The 21,557-nt window shown below is 38.3% G+C and carries 16 protein-coding genes; 9 read left to right on the top strand and 7 right to left on the bottom strand.

Annotated elements, in window-relative coordinates; genetic code table 11:
• Window positions 1-107 precede the first annotated feature (107 nt).
• The 7 genes from ABH966_RS01595 to ABH966_RS01565 all read right to left on the bottom strand — a co-directional run bounded on the left by ABH966_RS01595 (window position 108) and on the right by ABH966_RS01565 (window position 10,768).
• Entirely contained in the window at window positions 108-1,034 is a 927-nt protein-coding gene (locus ABH966_RS01595) for an ABC transporter ATP-binding protein (RefSeq protein WP_370075281.1), read from the bottom strand.
• Window positions 1,027-2,082 carry an ABC transporter ATP-binding protein gene (locus ABH966_RS01590; protein ID WP_370075280.1) on the bottom strand — a complete coding sequence of 352 codons (1,056 nt, stop codon included), beginning with the start codon at window positions 2,080-2,082 and terminating at the stop codon, window positions 1,027-1,029. Before ABH966_RS01590 ends, ABH966_RS01595 begins: the two co-directional genes overlap by 8 nt.
• A gap of 13 nt (window positions 2,083-2,095) precedes the next feature.
• On the bottom strand, window positions 2,096-3,016 hold the full coding sequence (locus ABH966_RS01585; RefSeq protein ID WP_370075279.1) for an ABC transporter permease: 921 nt from the start codon (window positions 3,014-3,016) through the stop codon (window positions 2,096-2,098).
• A complete protein-coding gene (locus ABH966_RS01580; RefSeq protein WP_370075278.1) occupies window positions 3,016-3,945 on the bottom strand; it encodes an ABC transporter permease in 930 nt (309 codons plus the stop codon). The genes ABH966_RS01585 and ABH966_RS01580 overlap by 1 nt, the downstream gene beginning before the upstream one ends.
• Window positions 3,946-4,067: 122 nt before the next feature.
• Complete coding sequence (locus ABH966_RS01575) at window positions 4,068-5,717, bottom strand: peptide ABC transporter substrate-binding protein (RefSeq protein ID WP_370075277.1); 1,650 nt, start codon at window positions 5,715-5,717, stop codon at window positions 4,068-4,070.
• 1,232 nt (window positions 5,718-6,949) lie between these two features.
• Complete coding sequence (locus ABH966_RS01570; protein ID WP_370075276.1) at window positions 6,950-8,635, bottom strand: methyl-accepting chemotaxis protein; 1,686 nt, start codon at window positions 8,633-8,635, stop codon at window positions 6,950-6,952.
• A 435-nt stretch (window positions 8,636-9,070) separates the two neighbouring features.
• Complete coding sequence (locus ABH966_RS01565; RefSeq protein ID WP_370075275.1) at window positions 9,071-10,768, bottom strand: Rqc2 family fibronectin-binding protein; 1,698 nt, start codon at window positions 10,766-10,768, stop codon at window positions 9,071-9,073.
• Window positions 10,769-11,680: 912 nt separating this feature from the next.
• On the opposite strand from ABH966_RS01565, the gene ABH966_RS01560 reads away from it, so the two are divergent.
• The 9 genes from ABH966_RS01560 to rlmN all read left to right on the top strand — a co-directional run bounded on the left by ABH966_RS01560 (window position 11,681) and on the right by rlmN (window position 21,553).
• The gene (locus ABH966_RS01560; RefSeq protein ID WP_370075274.1) at window positions 11,681-12,556 is read left to right on the top strand and encodes a YicC/YloC family endoribonuclease; all 876 of its coding nucleotides are present in this window, start codon (window positions 11,681-11,683) and stop codon (window positions 12,554-12,556) included.
• A 44-nt stretch (window positions 12,557-12,600) separates the two neighbouring features.
• Entirely contained in the window at window positions 12,601-13,218 is a 618-nt protein-coding gene (gmk, locus tag ABH966_RS01555) for a guanylate kinase (RefSeq protein ID WP_132357484.1), read from the top strand.
• A 4-nt stretch (window positions 13,219-13,222) separates the two neighbouring features.
• Window positions 13,223-13,450, top strand: a complete 228-nt coding sequence (gene rpoZ / locus ABH966_RS01550) for a DNA-directed RNA polymerase subunit omega (RefSeq protein WP_053483349.1) — start codon at window positions 13,223-13,225, stop codon at window positions 13,448-13,450.
• 125 nt (window positions 13,451-13,575) lie between these two features.
• On the top strand, window positions 13,576-14,586 hold the full coding sequence (coaBC, locus tag ABH966_RS01545) for a bifunctional phosphopantothenoylcysteine decarboxylase/phosphopantothenate--cysteine ligase CoaBC (RefSeq protein WP_370075273.1): 1,011 nt from the start codon (window positions 13,576-13,578) through the stop codon (window positions 14,584-14,586).
• On the top strand, window positions 14,583-16,997 hold the full coding sequence (gene priA / locus ABH966_RS01540; RefSeq protein ID WP_370075272.1) for a primosomal protein N': 2,415 nt from the start codon (window positions 14,583-14,585) through the stop codon (window positions 16,995-16,997). The genes coaBC and priA overlap by 4 nt, the downstream gene beginning before the upstream one ends.
• A 618-nt stretch (window positions 16,998-17,615) precedes the next feature.
• Window positions 17,616-18,110, top strand: coding sequence for a peptide deformylase (gene def / locus ABH966_RS01535; RefSeq protein WP_049668389.1), 495 nt, complete (start codon window positions 17,616-17,618; stop codon window positions 18,108-18,110).
• Between the two features lies 1 nt (window position 18,111).
• Window positions 18,112-19,053, top strand: coding sequence for a methionyl-tRNA formyltransferase (gene fmt / locus ABH966_RS01530; RefSeq protein WP_370075271.1), 942 nt, complete (start codon window positions 18,112-18,114; stop codon window positions 19,051-19,053).
• Window positions 19,050-20,411, top strand: a complete 1,362-nt coding sequence (gene rsmB, locus ABH966_RS01525; RefSeq protein ID WP_370075270.1) for a 16S rRNA (cytosine(967)-C(5))-methyltransferase RsmB — start codon at window positions 19,050-19,052, stop codon at window positions 20,409-20,411. The genes fmt and rsmB overlap by 4 nt, the downstream gene beginning before the upstream one ends.
• Window positions 20,411-21,553: a dual-specificity RNA methyltransferase RlmN gene (rlmN, locus tag ABH966_RS01520; protein WP_370075269.1), complete on the top strand. Its 1,143-nt coding sequence runs from the start codon at window positions 20,411-20,413 to the stop codon at window positions 21,551-21,553. Before rsmB ends, rlmN begins: the two co-directional genes overlap by 1 nt.
• Window positions 21,554-21,557: the final 4 nt, after the last annotated feature.

The following is a 21,557-nucleotide window of genomic DNA, read 5'->3' as shown; positions in this document are numbered from 1 at the left end:
GCGTGATAAGTTTAGTTATATCACAAGATTTTCAAATATTTTCAGATACAATAATGAAAATACTAACTCCCATCACAGTGTTTATACTGTAGACGGGAGTTAGTGTTTTATCGATTAGCAACCCAAGTTTTCACAAGATCTGCAGTACCATAAACGTAATGCTGATTGCCAACTTCGTGGTATGCTGCGCTATCGTCAACTTCCGTATGCTTGTACGGAATACGTTGACGGCGTTTTTCTGACATAGGGTCAGGAAGTGGAATTGCTGATAATAATGATTTTGTATACGGATGAACAGGGTGATTATAAATATCATCTGCTTTACCGATTTCCAATATTTTACCACGGTACATAACAGCGATACGGTCACTAATATACTTAACCATTGATAGGTCATGGGCAATGAAAAGATATGTTAAGCCACGTTCTTTTTGCAGTTCTTTTAATAAATTAACAACTTGCGCTTGAATTGAAACGTCAAGTGCAGAAATAGGTTCATCGGCGATAATAAATTTAGGATCTAAGCTTAGCGCACGAGCAATTCCAATACGTTGACGTTGACCGCCCGAGAATTCGTGTGCATAACGGTTTGCGTGCTCTTTATTTAAGCCAACAGCCTCTAACAGTTGATTAACTTTTTCACGACGCTCTTTTTTATCTTTGTAAAGACCGTGAATAGTAAAGCCTTCACTAATGATTTCTCCGGCTGTCATACGCGGATTTAATGAAGCGTATGGATCTTGGAAAATCATTTGCATTTGACGATTGAATTTCTTTAAGTCATTTTTAGATTTTTTCCCATGGACGTTCTCGCCATCGAAAGTAATTTCCCCATCGGTAATGTCGTACAGGCGTATAATAGAACGACCCGTTGTTGATTTACCACAGCCGGATTCTCCTACAAGACCGAGTGTTTCACCTTCGTATACATCGAAGCTAATACCGTCAACAGCTTTAATAGGGTTATTTGCTGAACCGAAATGCTGCTTTAAATTTTTAATTTCTAAAATTTTCTTTGCGCCCGTTTTAGTCATTTGATTGTGCCTCCTTTGCTAAATATCCTTCAATACGTTTAGCAACCGCATCTGGAAGCGGAATTTTTGGTGCATCAGGATGCATCAACCAAGTTTTGGCAAAGTGTGTTTCGCTTACTTGGAACATCGGTGGCTCTTGCTCGTAGTCAATAGCCATTGCAAATTCATTACGAGCGGCAAACGCATCGCCCTTTGGAGGGTTTGTAAGATCTGGTGGTGAACCAGGAATTGTACGTAATAGCTCATCAGTATCATTATCTAAGTCTGGCATTGAACCAAGCAAACCCCACGTATAAGGATGCTTAGGATTATAGAAAACATCATTAACAGTACCATATTCAACGATTTGACCTGCATACATAACTGCAACACGGTCGGCAACGTTTGCCACGACACCTAAATCGTGGGTAATGAAAATGATCGATGTTTTCGAAGTTTTTTGGATTTCTTTCATTAGCTCTAAAATTTGCGCTTGAATAGTAACGTCTAATGCTGTTGTTGGTTCATCGGCAATTAGAAGCTTAGGATCAGCTGCAAGTGCGATGGCAATAACAACACGTTGACGCATACCGCCTGAAAATTCATGCGGGTATTGGTTATAACGTTTTTCAGGGAAGGGGATACCTACCTGCGTTAAAAGTTCGATTGCACGTTTTTTAGCATCAGCTTTTGATACTTTTTTATGTTGTAAAATTACTTCAGTTATTTGACGTCCGACCTTCATAGTCGGGTTTAAGCTTGTCATAGGATCTTGGAAAATCATTGCAATTTCATTTCCGCGTACTTTTGACATTTCTTTATCGCTTAAAGTCACTAAATCACGGCCATTAAATAATATTTGCCCGGACTCATAAATACCAGGTGGCTGTGGAATTAGTTTCATTAATGCGTTACTCGTAACACTCTTACCAGAACCGGATTCACCAACGATTGCGAGTGTTTCACCTTCTTTTAAGTCAAAGTTTACACCACGAACAGCACGAACAAGCCCTGCATAAGTTTTAAAGTTTATTTTTAAATCTTTTACTTCTAGAATTGTTTTACTCATTTTGACCACCTCCTTATTTACGTAGTTTTGGATCTAATGCATCACGTAAGCCGTCACCAACTGCGTTAAACGCAAAGATTGTTAGTGAAATGAACAGTGCAGGGAATATTAAACGCCAAGGAGCATTTGTAATCGCACCATTTCCATCAGAAGCCATTGTTCCCCAAGAGGCTTGTGGAGCAGGAACCCCAAGTCCTAGATAACTAAGGAAAGACTCTGTAAAAATAGCAGATGGCACTGTTAATGTCATTGTTACTAAAATTGCACCAAGTGCATTTGGCACTAAATGTTTTAAAATTAAATGTCCTGTTCTTGCGCCAAGAGTACGAGCTGCTAAAACATACTCTTGATTTTTAATAGATAATACTTCACCACGTACAATACGGGCCATATTGATCCAACCTGTAATCGATAGTGCGATAATCATTGGTATAATACCTTGTTCTAATACTACTAAAAGGACGATTACAACTAATAGGTAAGGAACAGCTGTTAAAACATCGGCAATACGCATCATAATATTGTCAACACGACCGCCTGCTAAACCAGAAATACTTCCCCATAATACGCCAATGATCAAGTCTATGATTGCCGCAGCAAAGCCGATGAATAAAGAAATGCGAGCGCCAGCCCATACGCGAACGAAAATATCTCGACCTAAATCATCTGTACCAAACCAAAATTCTGATGATGGTGGAGCATTAAAAGCACCTAATTGATCACTATAGTGGTATTGTGAAAACATCGGCACTAATATAGCCATTAAAAAAATAATTATTAACGCAATTAAACCAAAAATCGCCATTTTATTATGGGAAAAACGAATAAATACTTCCTTCCAAAAGGAGACAGATTTATCTGCTAATTTTTCAGTGGCTTCGTGATTTCCGCCAACAATTTTAAACTTATCTTTTTCGATTTGTTGCTGTGTCATTACTTTTTCGCTCCTTTCAATCTAATTCGCGGATCGATCACGCTGTATAAAATATCTACGATGAATACCGCAAATAAAAGAATGATTGAGTAGAACACCGTTGTCCCCATAATAACTGTATAATCACGGTTCGTAATACTTTGCACAAAGTGTTTACCTAATCCAGGAACCGCAAAAATTTGCTCTACGATGAAGCTACCTGTAACAACAGCAGCAGTTAATGGACCTAAATAAGTAACAACTGGTAAGAGGGCGTTACGTAAAGTATGGCGGAAGACAATTGTCCATTTGCCTATACCTTTTGCACGAGCCATTTTTACGTAATCACTATTATTTTGTTCAAGCATACTTGATCGTATCAGTTTAGCAATAAAGCCCATATGCGTTAATGCAATAGCAAAGGCTGGCAATATACTATAACTAAAGCCTTTCCATCCACTAATGGGGAATAGCTGAAGTTTATATGCAAGGAAATATTGCATGAGTCCAGCTAATATAAAGGATGGAACGGAAATTCCAAGCACCGCAAAGGTCGTTGCCAAATAATCTGGCCACCTATTATGATAAAGCGCAGCAATTACGCCGATTAATACACCAAATCCAATCGCTAGCAGCATCGCTTCAATTCCTAAAGTTAACGATACAGGGAAGCCTTCTGCAATCATATCATTCGTAGAACGCGCTTTATATTTCATAGATTCACCGAAATTAAAAGTGGCCGCATCGATTAAATAATCTTTGTACTGAATATACCAAGGGTTATTTAATCCATACGTTTCGTTTAACTTTGCCTCTATTTGAGGAGGGAAATTACGTTCAGATGCAAATGGGTTACCAGGAGCAAGACGTAATAGGAAAAACGTAGCCGTTACGATGACGAAAAGCGCGAGAAGTATATACATCAGCCTTTTCAAAATATATTTAATCACATAAAACTCCTCCTTCAATTTGTCAATTATCTGACAAATAAGTGCCTTCGTATTTTAAAAAGAGCTGACTCGCACCGCAGTGGCTACGAGGCAGCTCTTCGCTTAGAGCTTAAAAGAAATTATTATTTCATCTTTACGTATTTAAGGTGAATATCACCAGTTGGATTTGGATTTAAGTTTTCAATGCCTTTTTTAACTACTGATAAGTTAGTGTAGTAGTAAATAGGCGCAACTGGGAATTCTGTCATAATAATTGCTTCTGCTTGTTTTAAATATTCAATACGTTTAGCTTCGTCTACTTCAGCAACTGCTTTTTTCAATAAATCTTTGTATTGAGCATTTTCCCAGCCTGTTTGGTTGTTACCGTTTTTAGCCGTATCGAACTGTTCAAGGAATGTATATGGATCTTTAAAGTCAGCTACCCAGCCCATACGACCAATTTGATAATCACCAGTTTTTAATTTATCAATATAAACTTGCCATTCTGAGTTATCTAACTGAGATGAAATACCAAGTTTTTTGCTCCATTCTTCTTGAATATATTGAGCGATTGCTGCATGCCCTTCAGAAGTGTTAAATGAAATGTTAACTTTAAGATCTTTAGGGTCTTTAATACCAAGTTCTTTCATCCCAGCTTCAAGAGCAGCTTTTGCTCCATCAACATCATTATCTTTCATGTAACCACGGTCATTTTCAAATCCAGGGATTACTATAGGAACCATACCTGTAGCCGGTTTTTGTTCACCTTTAGTTACATTGTCAATTAATGTTTTACGATCGATTGCTAAAGTAAGAGCTTTACGGATATTTGCATTTTTCATAATTTTATCTTTTGTATTGAATTTATACCAATAGATACTTGCTTCGTCCTTGATTGTTAAAGAACCATCTTTTTTGAATTCATCAATTACATTAAGATCTATTGTTTGGAATGGTTTACCGATATAGTCAAGCTTGCCACTTTTAAAGTTAGTAGCAACAGTTGGCTCTTTTTCAATCATAGCAACATTTACAGTATTAACATCTACATTTGATGCATCCCAATAATCTTCATTTTTTGTAAGAACGATAGAATCGCTATGTTTCCAATCGCTTAATTTATAAGGACCATTTGTTACGTAATCTTTACCTGCGTCTGCGTACCATTCTTTATTAGCTTCAGTCACTTTTGGGTTAATTGGTAAATACGTTTTAAATCCTGTTAATTCTAGGAAATAGGGAGTTGGGTTTTCTAAAGTTACGACTAAAGTTTTGTCATCTTCAGCTTTGATACCAACGCCATCAGCAGATCCTTTTCCTTCGTTGTAAGCTTGAGCCCCTTTAATTGGGTAGAAAATAGAAGAATACGCAGAAAGGTTTTCTGGATTTAACGCCCATTTCCAAGCATATTCGAAGTCACCTGCTACAACTGCATCACCATTTGACCATTTTGCATCACGTAAGTGGAAAGTATAAGTCTTTTTATCAGGACTGATTTCCCACTTCTCAGCCATGCCTGGAGTAGGATCACCATTAGCGTCTGAAACAGTTAGACCCTCAAAAATGTTAATTAAGATTGCACTAGATGTAGTATCTTCTGCAAGTCCTGGGTGTAAAGATGGTGGTTCTGAAGCAACTGCTAAGTTAAGCTCTTTAGCTTTTGAACCAGAATCTTTTGTACCGTCTGAAGATGAAGAATTATCAGACTTTTCACCACCGAAGCCACATGCAGCTAGTACTAATGAGAATACTGCAAGGACTGTTAATAATAAAAACTTTTTGTTTTTAATCATGTAAATCCCCCTTATACAATTTTAAGCCTTCTATGAAGCTCTTATTTAATATACCAAAAAAATCATTGTGCACAAAATAAAAAATATTCGAATTTATATAGTATTATCTGACATTTTTGAAGATAGTAATTTTTTTCGATTTATCACATTAAATAGAGAAAGCGCTTTCATGATAAAAAAATGATGTTTATTTATTGTATATATCAAAAATAGAATAAAAATTAAAAAATAACTCACTATATCGAAAATTCGTATTCTTCAGATAATAATATTATTATCTGTAAAATGAATCAAAAGTCATGCGTGTGATATGTAAGATATTTATGTAGATTTGTAGAAAATCGTTGTAAAACTGAGTGATTTATATTCCTGAGTAGGAATTTTTTGTAATTTACATTCTCGAAGAATGAATATTTTTATCTATTAATGATATATAAGAAACTTGTTTTGTATTTTTCTTAGATTAACCAGTATAAAAGAGAAGAAAGAAAAATTAGAGTAAAATGTGCCTCTCTTAAAGAATAAATATCGGGTATTTTAGTAAAAAATGTTTTTTTGAAATAATTTACACGTTACTTGAATATACAATGATGTATAAAAAACAGTGTATTGAATCAATTATATGAATGTAGGATTGGACATGCGATAAATGGAAAAATGCATATGTTTTTGGTATTGTTTTATGGAGAAATCCAATTGTCTCGCTTATGAGGAAAGCTCCTACATAAAGTTACTAAACATTGTGTAGGTAGAACTTGATGAGTAGAAAATTACTGCATTTCTTTGTATGGTCTATTTTACCATATTTACTAAGTTAAATGGTAGTCTTCCTAAAAATAAACAGTAAAGTACGGTTAACGGTAGTTAAAGGTGAACGTTTCCTTAGGCGAGCGAAGGATTATTAGCGTATATGTTGTTAGTCTCCTTAACTATGGTAGCTCCGTTGCACTCGCGCTTTCGATATCGGGAATGTAGGTAAACATTAATAAAGCAGAGCATTTCGATTATAGAAATACTCTGCTTAAATGTATCAATTATGCCGTGACATCCGCCGGAGGCTTTAACTTCTTTCAGCAGATGTCTTTTGTACCGAAAGCGTAGCGCCAGGCACAGATGTTTGGACACCCGCTGAAAAGTAACTTAAATCCGCATTCATCTCACCACCTATAGAGGTGGGAGACTTCTGTACCTGTCACTTTGCTTTCGCTACAGGAAATAAATGCTGAAAGAAGTTAAAGCTTAAATTGATTAATTTGGGTTTGTAAGTCCGAGGATTTTTCACTTAAATCTGTAGCAACATGATTTACTTGTTGCATTGTTGCTGCTTGTTCCTTACTAGCTTCAGCAATGAGCTGTGTATTGGCTTCACTAGAAGAAGCGCCCTGAGCAATTTCTGCAACAGAGGCTGCTACTTGTTCAGCGCTTGCAGAGATTTCTTCAGTAGTAGATGAAATGTCTTCTATTTGATCTGTCATTGTAGTGATCGCTTTTGCGATTGCTTCGAAAGAGTTGCCAGCATCGTCAATAATTCTCACACCATCTGTGACAGAATGTAGCCCATCTTCGACAGCCTTCTCTACATTTTGTGTATCTTCTTGGATTTCTTGTGTTAACGTAACGATTTGATTGGCTGATTGCTTTGATTCTTCTGCTAGCTTACGAACTTCATCTGCTACAACAGCGAAGCCTTTACCGTGTTCACCTGCACGTGCAGCTTCGATTGCAGCGTTGAGCGCTAATAAATTCGTTTGATCTGTGATGGCTGTAATTACTGTAGTTATATTGCCTATTTCTTCTGATTGCTTACTTAACTTTTGAACGAGCTTGTTAATCGTTTGAGTAGAATCATAAATCACGTTCATTTGTTGTTGAGCTTCATCAACTGTACTATTACCGTTATTCGCCAATTCAGTTGTTGTTACTGCGCTTTGGTGAAGTTGTTGAGTTGCTTCTGCTATACGTTGTACACCTAGTGCTGTTTCATCCATTGCATGTGCACTCTCATTGGAAGCAATTGTAGCAGTAGATGCTGCATTCGCTGTCTCGTTAATGCGTTCAGTAATCTCATCAGCAGAAGCAGAAATTTCTTCGATAGAGGCGGATAGCTCTTCAGCAGAAGCTGATAAATGTTCCGCATTGCCTTGGATATGTGTTAATAAACCTCGTAAGCTACTTTTCATTATGTTAAAGGCTGTAGAAAGCTGACCGATTTCATCTTTAGATTGATGAGAAAGATCTTGATGATATAATTCACCATTAGCAATATTATTGGCAGCCATAACAACGGATTTCAAAGGTCGTGAAATTGTACGCTGTACATAATACATCAGAGATACCCCAAGTATTACACCAATAATGATAGCAATGATTGAGATTGTTTGAGAATTTGATACTGCTTGTTTAGATTCTTTCGTGACAGTATCAAGTTGATTTTTTTGATAACTTACAATTTTCTCTGATACTGCTAACAAATCTGTATTTGCTTTTTGAACATCGCCATTAACTTTTTGTATCGCTTCTTCTAATTTTCCAGCATCATGAAGTGCTAATGCTTCTTCAGCTGCTTTGTTAAAAGCTTCATTATATGTATTTAGATCCTTTGCATAGGTCTCCATTTCGGATGAATCAGATTTTTCATTGATCTCTTTTACATGCGCATCTAGCATTCTAGCATGCTTTGTAAAGTTATCTTTATTAGCTGCTGAGTCTTCAAGGAGTATTGCCCGAATGTAAAGACCTTGCATTGCTCGTTCAGTTTGAATATTATTAGCTAATTCTACTAGCGTTACACGGTTTTCTAGTGCATTTTCTACCTTCTTATCAATGTTTGAGAATTGAATAAACATAATGACTAATGAAATAATTAAGGTCAGAATGATGGTTAAAAAACCAAAGCTTAATTTTTTGCCTACAGACATAAAGATACGTCCTTTCTGGAATGCTATTTACTTTTTATTTAAATTTAGCCATTTAGAAGGGGGGAAGTCAATAACCTCGGAATAAACAGTACGGAATATTCATCAGTTTTTTTAGGGTTATTATAATAAGGAACAATAGATACAAAAATCAATCAAGATAAAGGGGAATTTAATAGTCGTATAGTACAGATTTCGTGGTCATTGTCATAAAAATTGAATACGATACATTTCATCATTGAGGTAAGCTCCCCATGGAGATGACGAGACGTATTGAAGCTCCCCACAAAATACTGAATATGGAGTTTAACGATTAAATCGCTATATAACTTTAGCAACCAAAAAAATTACATAAGAAAAGCGTGAGAAATCAACATTTCTAAAATTGATTTCTCGCGCTTTTTAAGGTTTTATCCAGTTATGTCCTAGCCTCAACCTTTAAGATTGTTTTTTTAACTGTAAAATGACAGTTTCATCAGGGTCGATGTATAAAGTCTTTTGTTCAAAGTAAATAACAAAACCAGGTTTAGAGCCATTTGGTTTTTTTACCTGACGTATTTCTGTGTAATCTACAGGAACAGAGGAAGAGTCTCTTGCTTTTGAAAAATAGGCAGCAAGTGTTGCAGCTTCTCGTAATGTTGTTTCGTCAGGTTCACTTGTATGGATGACAACATGTGAGCCTGGAATATCCTTCGTATGCAACCAAATATCTGTGCGTTTAGCAATTTTAAATGTAAGCATGTCATTTTGTTTGTTATTTTTTCCTACAGAGATCGCTACACCTGTTGAAGAGACATAACGTTCAGGCTCAGGCTTCGCTTGTTTTTTCTTTTTTCGTGCATGGCGTAATTTCAAATAACCTTGTTCTGCTAATTCTTCGCGAATTTCTTCAATATCTCCAGGAGCAGCTTGTTGTACCTGCTGAGCAAGCATTTCGAAATAGGCAATTTCTTCTTTCGTTTTTTCTAACTGTTCTTGAACCATAATAAGGGCATTTTTTGCTTTTGTGTATTTTGTGTAATAGCTTTGAGCATTTTCAACAGGTGTTTTACGTTCACTCACTGGAATGGTGATTTCTTCATCCCCAGTTTCACTATAATAGTTAGTGACAGTTACTTCCTTTACACCTTTTTCAAACGCGTAAACATTCGCCATCAGTAATTCTCCAAATAATTGAAACTGATCTAGCTTAGATGCGCGTTCGTAGTCTTTATTTAACTTTTTAGTTTTTAATATAAGCTTGTCAATTTCATTTTGTAGCCATCGCTCCAAATCACCAGCCTGCTGTTTAACACGATCACGCTCAGCTCGAGCGAAGAATACACGGTCAAGTAGCTCATGGACATTTGGATAAATCGTTACATCTCCTTGTAAATGTGTAAGCGCGATTGGTGAGAAGTACGTTTTATTATTTGCGATTACATACATCGGCTTTGTTCCACCATTATTAAAGGAAGCTATAAAATTTTTAAAGCAATTTACACGATTATCTGTATCTGCTAATCGGAATAATAATTCCTCAGCATGTATAGGAGAGAAACCAATAAATTGCGAAACTACTTCCTTAGCCGTTTTTGGTTCAGAGAAAAACAGTGTAAGCTGTTCGTCGGTTACTGCTAGAGGGTGCCATTTATTCTGTGCGGGCGGTGCGATATAAGGCTGACCAGGTAAAACTGTACGGAAACTATTCACGGAAGGTGACAAATGCTTTAAGCTGTCGACTATTTTTCCCTGTTCCTTATCTATTAATAACAGGTTACTGTGACGGCCCATAATTTCAGCATGTAACTCCCTTACAATAGGGTCGCCTATTTCATTTTTACTTTCAATTTCTACTATTATAATTCGATCAAAATCGTGCTGTTTAATAGAAGAAATAAAACCACCCTCTATATGCTTTCTCAACAGCATACAAAACATAGGGGGTTCTGCTGGATTTTCTATAGATTGCTCGGTAAGGTGAACACGTGCGTAAGAAGGATGAATCGAATAAAGTAATTTATGATTGCTTCCGTTCGCACGGATATGTAGAACAACTTCCTGAGCGTTTGGTTGATGTATTTTAGTGATCCGACCTGTTACTAATTGTTGTAAGTCGGCTGTCATTGAATAAGTAAATAAGCCATCAAATGCCATATGAATTCCTCTTTCCAACGATATAAGCATCCTTGGTACTTTCGTATTTTATATTTTAACAGGTGTATTGATTAACCATTTCTATTGCAAATTACATAAAAGGTGCAGATTTCCGTTACGGGCTACTTGCTTTCCTGCGGGCGAGCGTCGAGCCGCTTCCTCCGCTTCGCTCCGTGCAGGGTCTCGTCTGTCTCGCTTTCCCGCGGGAGTCAAGTAGCCCTTCACTACAATCTGCTAAAAATGGGCACATTTAAGCAAAATATCAACAAAAAATCGCTCGATAGCATAACAAGGTTTTCTTAATCAACACACCTTATAGTTAAATCCATTTATATGCTCATCACCATAGTTTGTGGTTGATTTTCGTTACGGCTGGGCGCTTTGTTGTTGACGCTTCGCTTTCGCGCAGATAAAACATTTGTTGTTGCTGTCGCTACGCTATCGCACAGAGCAAAGCTTCCTGGGGGCGTCCGATGAGCCGCTTCGCTTCGCTGCAGGGTCTCGGGCCAGCACGATGCTGGTCACGAAGGCGTTATCACAGGAAGTGATGGTTTTAGCCTTCGTTTCTCTATTGCTGATCCCCGAGGAGTCGCCCAGTCTCCACTTCAATCAACTTCTGGACATGGCATAAATTTTACCAAAGTTCAGCTCTTCTTTTGGTGATGAGTTTTTTCTTATGTTTATCATAGCATTTTTTAGGTGAATATTAAAATATAGCTTCATATGTGGTAGAATTAACTTTTGCTCTATCTTCATTCAGCAGGTGTTTATCCACCTACTGAATGAAGATAGAGCCTCCGGACGCGATTACGCCAAGGCGAAATTGATCTAATTTTTTACGGAGAGACACGTCATAAATGACAGAGCTTATGTTATAATAATCCCAGTATGCAAAGAAAGGTGTGACGAACCTTGGTGCGTAGTATGACTGGTTTTGGCAGAGGTGTCACAACAACAACAGACTTTCAATTAACCGTAGAAATGCGCTCGGTCAACCATCGATTTTTAGAAATTAATGCAAAATTCCCGAAAGAATGGCTTGAAGCAGAAATTTTTGCAAAGAAATTAATTTCGCAAGCTTTGTCACGTGGCAAAATTGATGTGATGGTTTATGTTAAGGATTTAGAGAACGTCGAGCAATCTATTGAAATTAATTGGTCATTAATTGAAGCGTATCGTAAGGCAAAAGAGCAATTAGCAAGTAAAGTACCACTAGAAGAAAAATGGACAATGCAAGAGCTACTATCGCTTGAACAAGCGCTTGTACAGGAAAAGCCACAGCTTACACCTGAGGATTTACTCTGTGCTGTTGAAAAGGCTATTTCACAAGCACTTGAACAGCTCATTCAAATGCGTGAGCGTGAAGGGCAAGAATTGCATGATGTTGTTGTACAATATAAAGAACAGTTAGTGGAACAAGTGAACCACATTCGTTCATGTGCCTCTCTTGCTGTAGAAAAATATCGTACACGATTATCGGAAAGAATTTCTCAACTGGCGGATGGAGCGTTGTTAGAAGATCGTCTACTTGCCGAAGTAGCGATATTCGCAGAACGTGTGGACATCACTGAAGAATTGGACCGATTAGATAGTCATTTTAATCAACTGGAAGAAACATTACAAGAAACGATTTCAGTTGGCCGTAAATTAGACTTTTTAATGCAGGAAATACACCGCGAGATCAATACGATTGGTTCAAAAAATCAATCAACAGAGGCGGCCGTTGCAGTAGTTCAGGCGAAAACAATTTTAGAAAAGATGCGCGAGCAAGTTCAAAATATCGAATAGCTTGCTTTGTATCTGTTATAAATTAAGGGAGATATAGAGAATAAATGATAAAAGAACGTGGATTATTAATTGTTCTGTCTGGCCCATCTGGTGTAGGTAAAGGGACAGTGCGAAAAGAATTATTTTCTCAGCCGAATACGAATTATGAGTATTCCATCTCGATGACAACACGAAATCCTCGCGAAGGTGAAGTAGATGGTGTAGACTATTTTTTCAAGACACGTGAAGAATTTGAAGCGTTGATTGAACAGGGTGGCTTATTGGAGCATGCTGAATTTGTAGGGAATTATTACGGAACGCCGTTAGCCTACGTAAATGAAACACTTGATGCAGGACGTGATGTGTTTTTAGAAATTGAAGTGCAAGGTGCTGCACAAATCCGCAAAAAGGCACCAGATGCATTATTTATTTTCTTAGCCCCACCAAGCTTAACGGAATTAAAAGACCGTTTAGTTGGTCGAGGGACGGAAACAGCAGACGTTATTGCGAAGCGTATTGCAACTGCAAGCGAAGAGCTCGAAATGATGAGCCTTTATGATTATGTAGTTGAAAATGATGAAGTGACAAATGCTTGTGATCGTATAAATGCGATTATTAAAGCAGAGCATTGTCGTAGAGAACGTGTTGAAAAAAGATATTTGTCAATGTTGAGAGGAGAATAAACCTATGTTATACCCATCAGTAGATACATTAAAAAAAGAAATCGATTCAAAATACTCTTTAGTAAGTCTAGCATCTAAACGTGCTCGTCAAATGCAAGAGGAACAAGACACTGAACGTTTACACAAGTATGTTTCCCATAAATACGTAGGGAAAGCGCTTGAAGAAGTAGCGGCAGGTGTACTTACGAAAGTATCACAGGATGAGTCAACTGTGTATGAAGACGAAATCTAACATTGATAAATAAGCTTTTGCCAAATTAATGTTAAAGTCTGCAGTGGATTTTTGATTATACAGAATGTCGAGAGCTCCCGGGGAATGTTCCTTTGGGAGCTTATCATTTGAAAGGACGATTGTGCATGAATAAAAATATTTTACTTTGTGTTTCAGGTGGCATAGCAGTTTATAAGGCTGTCGCTCTAGTTAGCAAGCTATCTCAGGCAGGAGCAAATGTAAAGGTTATCATGACAGCATCAGCAAGACAATTTGTGAATCCGCTGAGCTTTCAAGTTATGTCCAAAAATGATGTTTTTTTCGATACTTTTGATGAAAAGGATTCGAGTGTTATTGCCCATATTGATTTGGCGGATTGGGCAGATTTAATTTTAGTTGCACCAGCTACCGCAAATGTCATAGGTAAACTGGCGAATGGAATTGCAGACGATATGGTAACGACGACCTTGCTTGCAACTACTGTCCCTGTATGGCTTGCACCAGCGATGAATGTACATATGTATGACCATCCAGCGGTAAAACGAAATTTGGCTCAGTTACAATCTGATGGCTATCAATTTATTGAGCCTTCGGAAGGATTTTTGGCATGTGGCTATGTTGGCAAAGGTCGTTTAGAGGAGCCAGAAAAAATTACGGCGATTGTGCAAGAATTTTTTTCAGAGAAGCTTAAGCTATTAGCTGGTAAAACGGTAGTGGTTACAGCTGGGGCGTCTTATGTTCCAATGGACGAGCACCATGTAATTAGTACGCAGGCGAATAGTAGAATTGGTCAGGCAATAGCAAAAGAGGCAAAAACACTTGGGGCAAATGTAATCCTCATAGATGAGGACGAAACAAGCGTGCATAAACTCTTTGAGCAGCTTGAAGATTATAAAAAGCAATATCCATCTGCATTTTTTATCCATGCAGCAAATACGCCTACAATTGAAGGGGCACCGATACTATCCGTAGAAGGCATGACCGTAATAACTTTTGGGCAAAAGGTTATTGGAAAGCCAATGTTAACAATTACGTCTGACACGTGGATTGACTTTAGTGACACGGCAGAAGTAAAAGGTCAAATATGGGATACGACAAATGCCATGCAGTTTGCGCAAGCATTTTGGACATATTTATTACAAGGTGAGAAGCAATGAGTTTGTTGATTGCAGAGGTTATAGTGGATGTTTCAACATACCATGTAGATCGTCCATTTGACTATGAAGTGCCTACAGAATGGGCACATATTATCGAGATGGGCTGTCGTGTAAAAGTACCGTTTGGGCCAAGAAATGTTCTAGGCTTTGTGGTCGGATTAAAAAATGAAACAGAAGTACCATCTAATAAATTAAAGTCTATTGCGCAAATTTTAGATATAGAGCCTGTATTAACCGAAGAAATGCTGTTAATGGCGAAGTGGTTGAAAAACGAAACGATTTGTTATGAAATTGATGCCTTACAGGTCATGCTCCCATCAGCGCTTCGAGCGAAGTATGAAAAAATCATAACGCTATTAGAGGAGAAAGATGCTTTGCCAGATGAGGCGCAAGCTATTTTTGGTAAGCGACAACAGGCTAATTTCAAAGAATTCGAGCGTGCAGAATTACTTCCTTTATTAAAACAGCTTATTACTAATAAAATTGTAAAAATAGAAAATGTTGTGAAGCAGCAAGGCAATGTGAAAGAAATACGGATGGTCAAAATTTCCGATCATCAGCAAGATATCCACAAAGCAATGGAAGGTGCAGTGAGAGCAGCTAAACAACGCCAGCTGATTGAATGGATGGGCAGTCATCTAGGAGAGGTCCTTTTGCCACAGAAAATCTATGAGGAAACAGGTGCATCTCCCGCGGTATTACAGTCGGTTATTGACAAAGGGGCCGCCCATTTTATACAAGAAGAGGTGTATCGTGACCCCTTTACGAAGGAGGTTTCCCGTACGCAATCTTTACAATTGACGGAAGAGCAGCACATTGCACTTAAGGCTATTAACGGGTCGATGGAAGAACAGACGGCGCAAACTTTTTTACTACACGGCGTCACGGGAAGCGGTAAAACTGAAATATATTTGCAAGCGATACAAAAGGTGTTAGATGAAGGTAAGGAAGCCATTATGCTAGTGCCTGAAATATCATTAACACCACAAATGACAGAGCGTTTTCGTAGTCGTTTTGGTGAGATGGTTGCTGTGATGCATAGTGGCTTATCTGTCGGTGAAAAGTATGATGAATGGCGTAAAATTCAGCAAGGAAAAGTAAGTGTTGTTGTTGGAGCTCGTTCAGCCATTTTCGCACCTTTTACAAATTTAGGCCTCATTATTTTAGATGAAGAGCATGAATCAACCTACAAGCAAGAAGATTCACCTCGTTATCATGCTAGAGATGTAGCGATTTGGCGAAGTGAATTTTACAAATGTCCTGTTATATTAGGTAGTGCAACGCCTGCACTTGAATCATTTGCGAGAGCAAAGAAGGGCGTATATAGTTTGCTATCCTTAAAGCAACGTGCTTTGCACCAACCGCTACCAACTGTTTTTATTGCCGATATGCGAGAAGAACTTCAAAAAGGGAATCGTTCTATGTTTTCGGAGCAGCTTATTGATGCTATACGTATAAGGCTTGAGAAAAAAGAACAGATGGTGCTGTTTTTAAATCGTCGTGGCTATTCTTCTTTTGTGCTTTGTCGTGATTGTGGGACGGTTGTACAATGTCCGAACTGTGACATCTCATTAACGTATCATCGGACAACCGAGAAATTAAAATGTCATTATTGCGGTTATGAGGAGCGTGTTCCTCAAATATGTCCACAATGCCAGAGTGAGCATATTCGTTATTTCGGTACGGGAACACAAAAAGTCGAGGAAGAAATTTATAAGCTATTTCCTGAGGCAAGGGTTCTCCGAATGGATGTTGATACCACAAAGCAAAAGGGTGCACATGAAGAAATTTTGCAAGCATTTGGAGAAGGACAGGCAAATATTTTGCTAGGGACGCAAATGATTGCTAAAGGTCTTGATTTTCCTAATATTACGCTTGTTGGTGTACTTAGTGCTGATACATCTCTGCACCTACCTGACTACCGTGCAGCGGAGCGTACATTCCAATTATTAACGCAGGTTAGTGGTAGAGCTGGACGTCATGAAAAGCATGGTGAGGTTATTGTTCAATCGTATACACCAGAGCATTATGCAATTGAATTGGCCAAAATACAAGATTACGAGCCATTTTACGAACGTGAAATGTTTTTACGTCGCCGCTCTAGCTATCCACCGTATTATTATGTAGCGCTTGTTCAAATATCTCATGAGGATGTCATGATGGCAGCAGAGTATGCTGGAAGGGCAGCGGATTGGCTAAGGGAAAACTTATCAAACAAGGTAGCAATTATTGGACCAACAACTGCAAGTATTAGTCGTCTCCAAAATAGATATCGTTATCAATGTTTGATAAAATATAAAATTGAACCAAATCTCATTCCTGTATTACAGCGCCTTTTAGCGATGTATCGAGGGGAATGGATTAAACAGGGAATATTAATGACGGTAGATTTAGATCCGTCAACTATATAAAATGATTCATCACTCAAAGTTTGGGATGACATTTTGTTAAAACTGATGTCATGAGGATAAGTTGATTGGAGTGGAGATTGGGCGACTCCTTGGGGATTAGCAATAGAGGAACGAAGGCTAAAACCATCACATCCTGTGATAACGCCTTCGTGACCAAAATCGGTGCTTTCGCACATATAAAACATTTGTTGCCCCAACGCCCCAGGAAAGCGCCCAATCGGAACGGAAATCAACTACGAGTTATGATGCTGAGCATATTAAATGCTGACAGAGTCGTAGCTAGTGATATGGAGTCCAATTAAATAAGGTATAACTTTAAATCAGGCGTGTTGATTAGGTAAATATAGGTTTGTTATTGGCTGATAGAAAGATTTTTTTGTTGCTATCTTGCTAATATTTTCCCGTTTTTTACTGATTGTAGCGGAGGGCTACTCGACTCCCGCGGGAAAGCGAGACAGACGAGACCCTGCACGGAGCGCAGCGGAGGAAGCGGCTCGACGCTCGCCCGCAGGAAAGCGAGTAGCCCGTAGCGGAAATCAGAGCCTTCTAAATAATTTGAGTGGTTAAAAATAACTAATCAACACACTTGACCTTAAATATAGAAATGAGGAACATAAGATGGCAATTAAAAAAGTTGTTGAACATCCAGCAAAGGTACTATCAACGCCGTGCGCGGAAGTAAAAGAAATTAATGAAGAAATTATTACATTACTAGATGATTTATATGACACAATGGTTGAATACGATGGCGTTGGTATTGCTGCACCACAAATAAATGTAGGATTACGTGTTGCCATTGTCGAGCTTGGCGAGGAACGAGATATTTTAGAAATGATTAATCCGACTGTCATTGAAACAGATGGCGCTGAAGTAGATATTGAAGGATGCTTAAGCTTCCCAGGATTATACGGTGAGGTTGAACGACCTGACTATGTGAAAATTGAAGCATGTGACCGTGAAGGACGTGTATATGAGTTAGAAGCGGGAGGCTTTGATGCACGAGCAATTTTACATGAAATCGATCATTTAGATGGCGTGCTATTTGATTCAAAAATCAAACGCATTTTAACTGAAGAAGAGCTTGAAGCAATGTACGCTGAAGAGGAGGAATAATATGACTTCAATAATTTTTATGGGAACACCTGATTTCTCAGCGCCAATTTTGCGTATGCTACATCATGAAGGTTATGATATTAAAGCTGTAGTTACACAACCAGATCGTCCAGTTGGGCGTAAGCGTGTGCTAACACCACAACCTGTTAAGGTAGCAGCGATGGAGTTAGGTTTACCTGTTATTCAGCCTGAAAAGCTACGTGGTTCTGAGGAATTACAGCAAATTATTGATTTACAGCCTGACCTAGTCGTAACAGCTGCTTTTGGACAAATTTTGCCGAAAGAATTGCTAGATGCACCACCGCTTGGTTCCATTAACGTCCATGCGTCACTTTTACCAAAGTATCGTGGAGGAGCACCTATTCACCAAGCAATTATTGATGGTGAAAAAGAGACGGGTGTAACGATCATGTATATGGTGGAAAAGCTTGATGCAGGTGATATCATATCTCAAAAGGCTATCCCAATTGAAGAGGAAGATCATACAGGTGGACTATTTGATAAGCTAAGTGCTGTAGGCTCTGATTTATTAAAAGCTACACTTCCTTCTATTATTAATGGAACGAATAATCGTACCGTGCAGGATGAAGCACAAGTAACCTTTGCAAGCAATATTTCACGTGAGCAAGAACGTATCGATTGGACAAAGGATGCTACAACTTTATACAATCAAGTGCGTGGTCTTCATCCGTGGCCAGTTGCCTATACAACATTTGAAGATGGCAACTTTAAAATTTGGTGGGCACAAGTTGGTAACACAAAGCATGATACTTTACCAGGTGAGGTTGTTGCGATTTCAAAGGATTATTTTGAAGTTGCAGCAGGAAATGGTACAACACTTGCCTTGTATGATGTACAACCAGCTGGTAAAAAACGCATGACAGCAGAGGAATATTTGCGTGGTACAGGTTCTAAATTACAGATCGGGGACCAATTTAAATGAGTAAAAAAAGCGTAGTAATTTGGGATGGAAATGTGCGCGATGCTGCACTTTCTATTCTGTTAGCAGTAGATAAAAATCAAGCCTATAGTAATTTGCTTTTAAATGAAACAATCAAGCGACATAAAATTGAAGCTAAGGATCGTGCGCTTTTAACAGAAATTACGTATGGTACTTTACAATATAAAATGACACTCGATTACTATTTAGAGCCATTTATCTGTGGCTCAGTGGATCATTGGGTGCGCTGGCTTTTACGTTTATCTTTATATCAAATGCATTATTTAACACGTATCCCACCACATGCAGCGGTAAATGAGGCTGTAGAAATTGCTAAGCGTCGAGGTCACAAAGGGATAGCTTCAATGGTCAACGGTATTTTACGTTCTATTTTACGTCAGGGTGTAGCTTCTACTGATGACATTAAAGATCCAATTGAGCGTCTTGCTATTGAAACGAGTCATCCCGAATGGTTAGTGCAACGCTTTGTAGATAACTACGGTATTGAAGTAGCGGCTGAAATGCTACATGAAAATAATGTACCTCCAGTGCAGACTGTACGTGTAAATACGACGAAAGCAAGCGTTGAGCAAGCGATTGCCAGTATAGAAGAGGAAGGTTTAGCAGCGAAGAGAAGCGAGCTAATGCCTGAATGTTTACATGTAACAAATGGTCAGCCAGCTCGAACAAAGGCATTCCAAGAAGGGCTTATTACTATTCAGGATGAAAGCTCAATGATTCCAGCAAATGTTTTGCATCCATCACCTGGCATGCGCGTCTTAGATATGTGTGCAGCTCCGGGAGGAAAGACAACACATATAGCTGAGATTATGAAAAATGAAGGTTCAATTTTAGCGACTGACCTTCACCCTCATAAATTAGATTTAATCGACCATAATACGGATCGTCTAGGGATTGATATCGTAGAGACTGCTCCGATTGATGGACGTAAGGCACCGGATTTTCTACAACCAGAATCATTCGATGCTATTTTAGTCGATGCACCTTGTAGTGGTTTAGGTGTTATGCGCCGTAAGCCAGATATTAAATATACAAAGCGAGAAGAAGATTTAGAAAGCCTCCAAAAAATACAATTGGCACTATTAGATGCTGCAACAAAAGTATTGAAAATAGATGGCAAGCTTGTGTACAGTACATGTACAGTAGATAAAAGGGAAAACGAAGGTACTGTAGAAGCCTTTTTAACAACGCATCCAGAAATGGAAGCTATACAACTAGAATCTTTACCAACAAAATTAGCGGAAAAGCAAGCAAATGGCATGCTTCAAGTCTTTCCACAAGACTTTGGTAGTGACGGTTTCTTCGTTGCCGCCTTTCGTAAAAAAGGAGGATCCAACTGATGGTGGATCAAGAGAAATTTAATGAGCGCATTAACGACTTAGTTGAAGAAGCGGAAGACAAGCCTGTTCGACGCGCGAAAAAAGAAAAACCAACTTTAAAGGAATCGGTATACTCATTACAGCCGGACCAATTAGAAGAATGGTTAAAGGAAAATGGTGAAAAACCATTCCGTGCAGCACAAATTTTTGATTGGCTTTATAATAAACGTGTAAAAACATTTGAAGAGATGTCTAACCTTTCAAAAGGATTACGTGAAAAGCTAGAAGCAAGTTTTTCTTTAACGACATTGTCAACAATTATTAAACAGGAATCTAAAGATGGTACGATCAAGTTTTTATTCCAACTACAAGACGGCTATTCTATTGAAACTGTATTAATGCGTCATGAATATGGGAACTCTGTTTGTGTGACGACACAAGTAGGCTGCCGAATTGGCTGTACGTTTTGTGCGTCAACTTTAGGTGGATTAAAACGTCACTTATTAGCAGGGGAAATCGTGGAGCAAGTTGTCAAAGTACAACAAACTTTAGATGAATTGGACGAACGTGTGTCACATATCGTCATTATGGGTATTGGAGAACCTTTCGATAATTATGAAGCGATGATGAACTTCTTAAAAGTCATCAACCATGAAAAAGGGTTAAATATTGGTGCTCGTCACATCACTGTCTCAACATCAGGAATTGTTCCTAAAATTTACGAATTCGCTGATGAACAACTACAAATTAACTTTGCAGTATCCTTGCACGCACCAAACCAAGAGGATCGTCAAAAACTGATGCCAATTGCACGTGCTTATAAATTAGATGAATTAATGGAAGCCGTTCGTTACTATACTAAAAAAACTGGCCGACGTGTTACTTTTGAGTATGGTTTAATGTCTGGTGAAAATGATTCTGTTGAAATTGCAGAAGAATTATCTGCATTAATAAAAGGACTTAAATGCCACGTGAACTTAATTCCTGTAAACTACGTACCAGAACGTGATTATGTTCGCACATCCCGTAGTCAAATTTTTGCCTTTGAAAAAACTTTAAAGAAGAATGGTATTAACGTAACGATCCGCCGAGAGCAAGGTTCTGATATTGCTGCTGCGTGTGGTCAATTACGTGCGCAAGAGAGATCTGAAGAGACGAGGTGACCAG

The organism is Lysinibacillus sp. RC46 (assembly GCF_041262385.1).
GTDB lineage: Bacteria > Bacillota > Bacilli > Bacillales_A > Planococcaceae > Lysinibacillus.
Note: the sequence above shows the minus strand (reverse complement) of the source record. Positions and strands in the feature narration are given on the sequence as shown.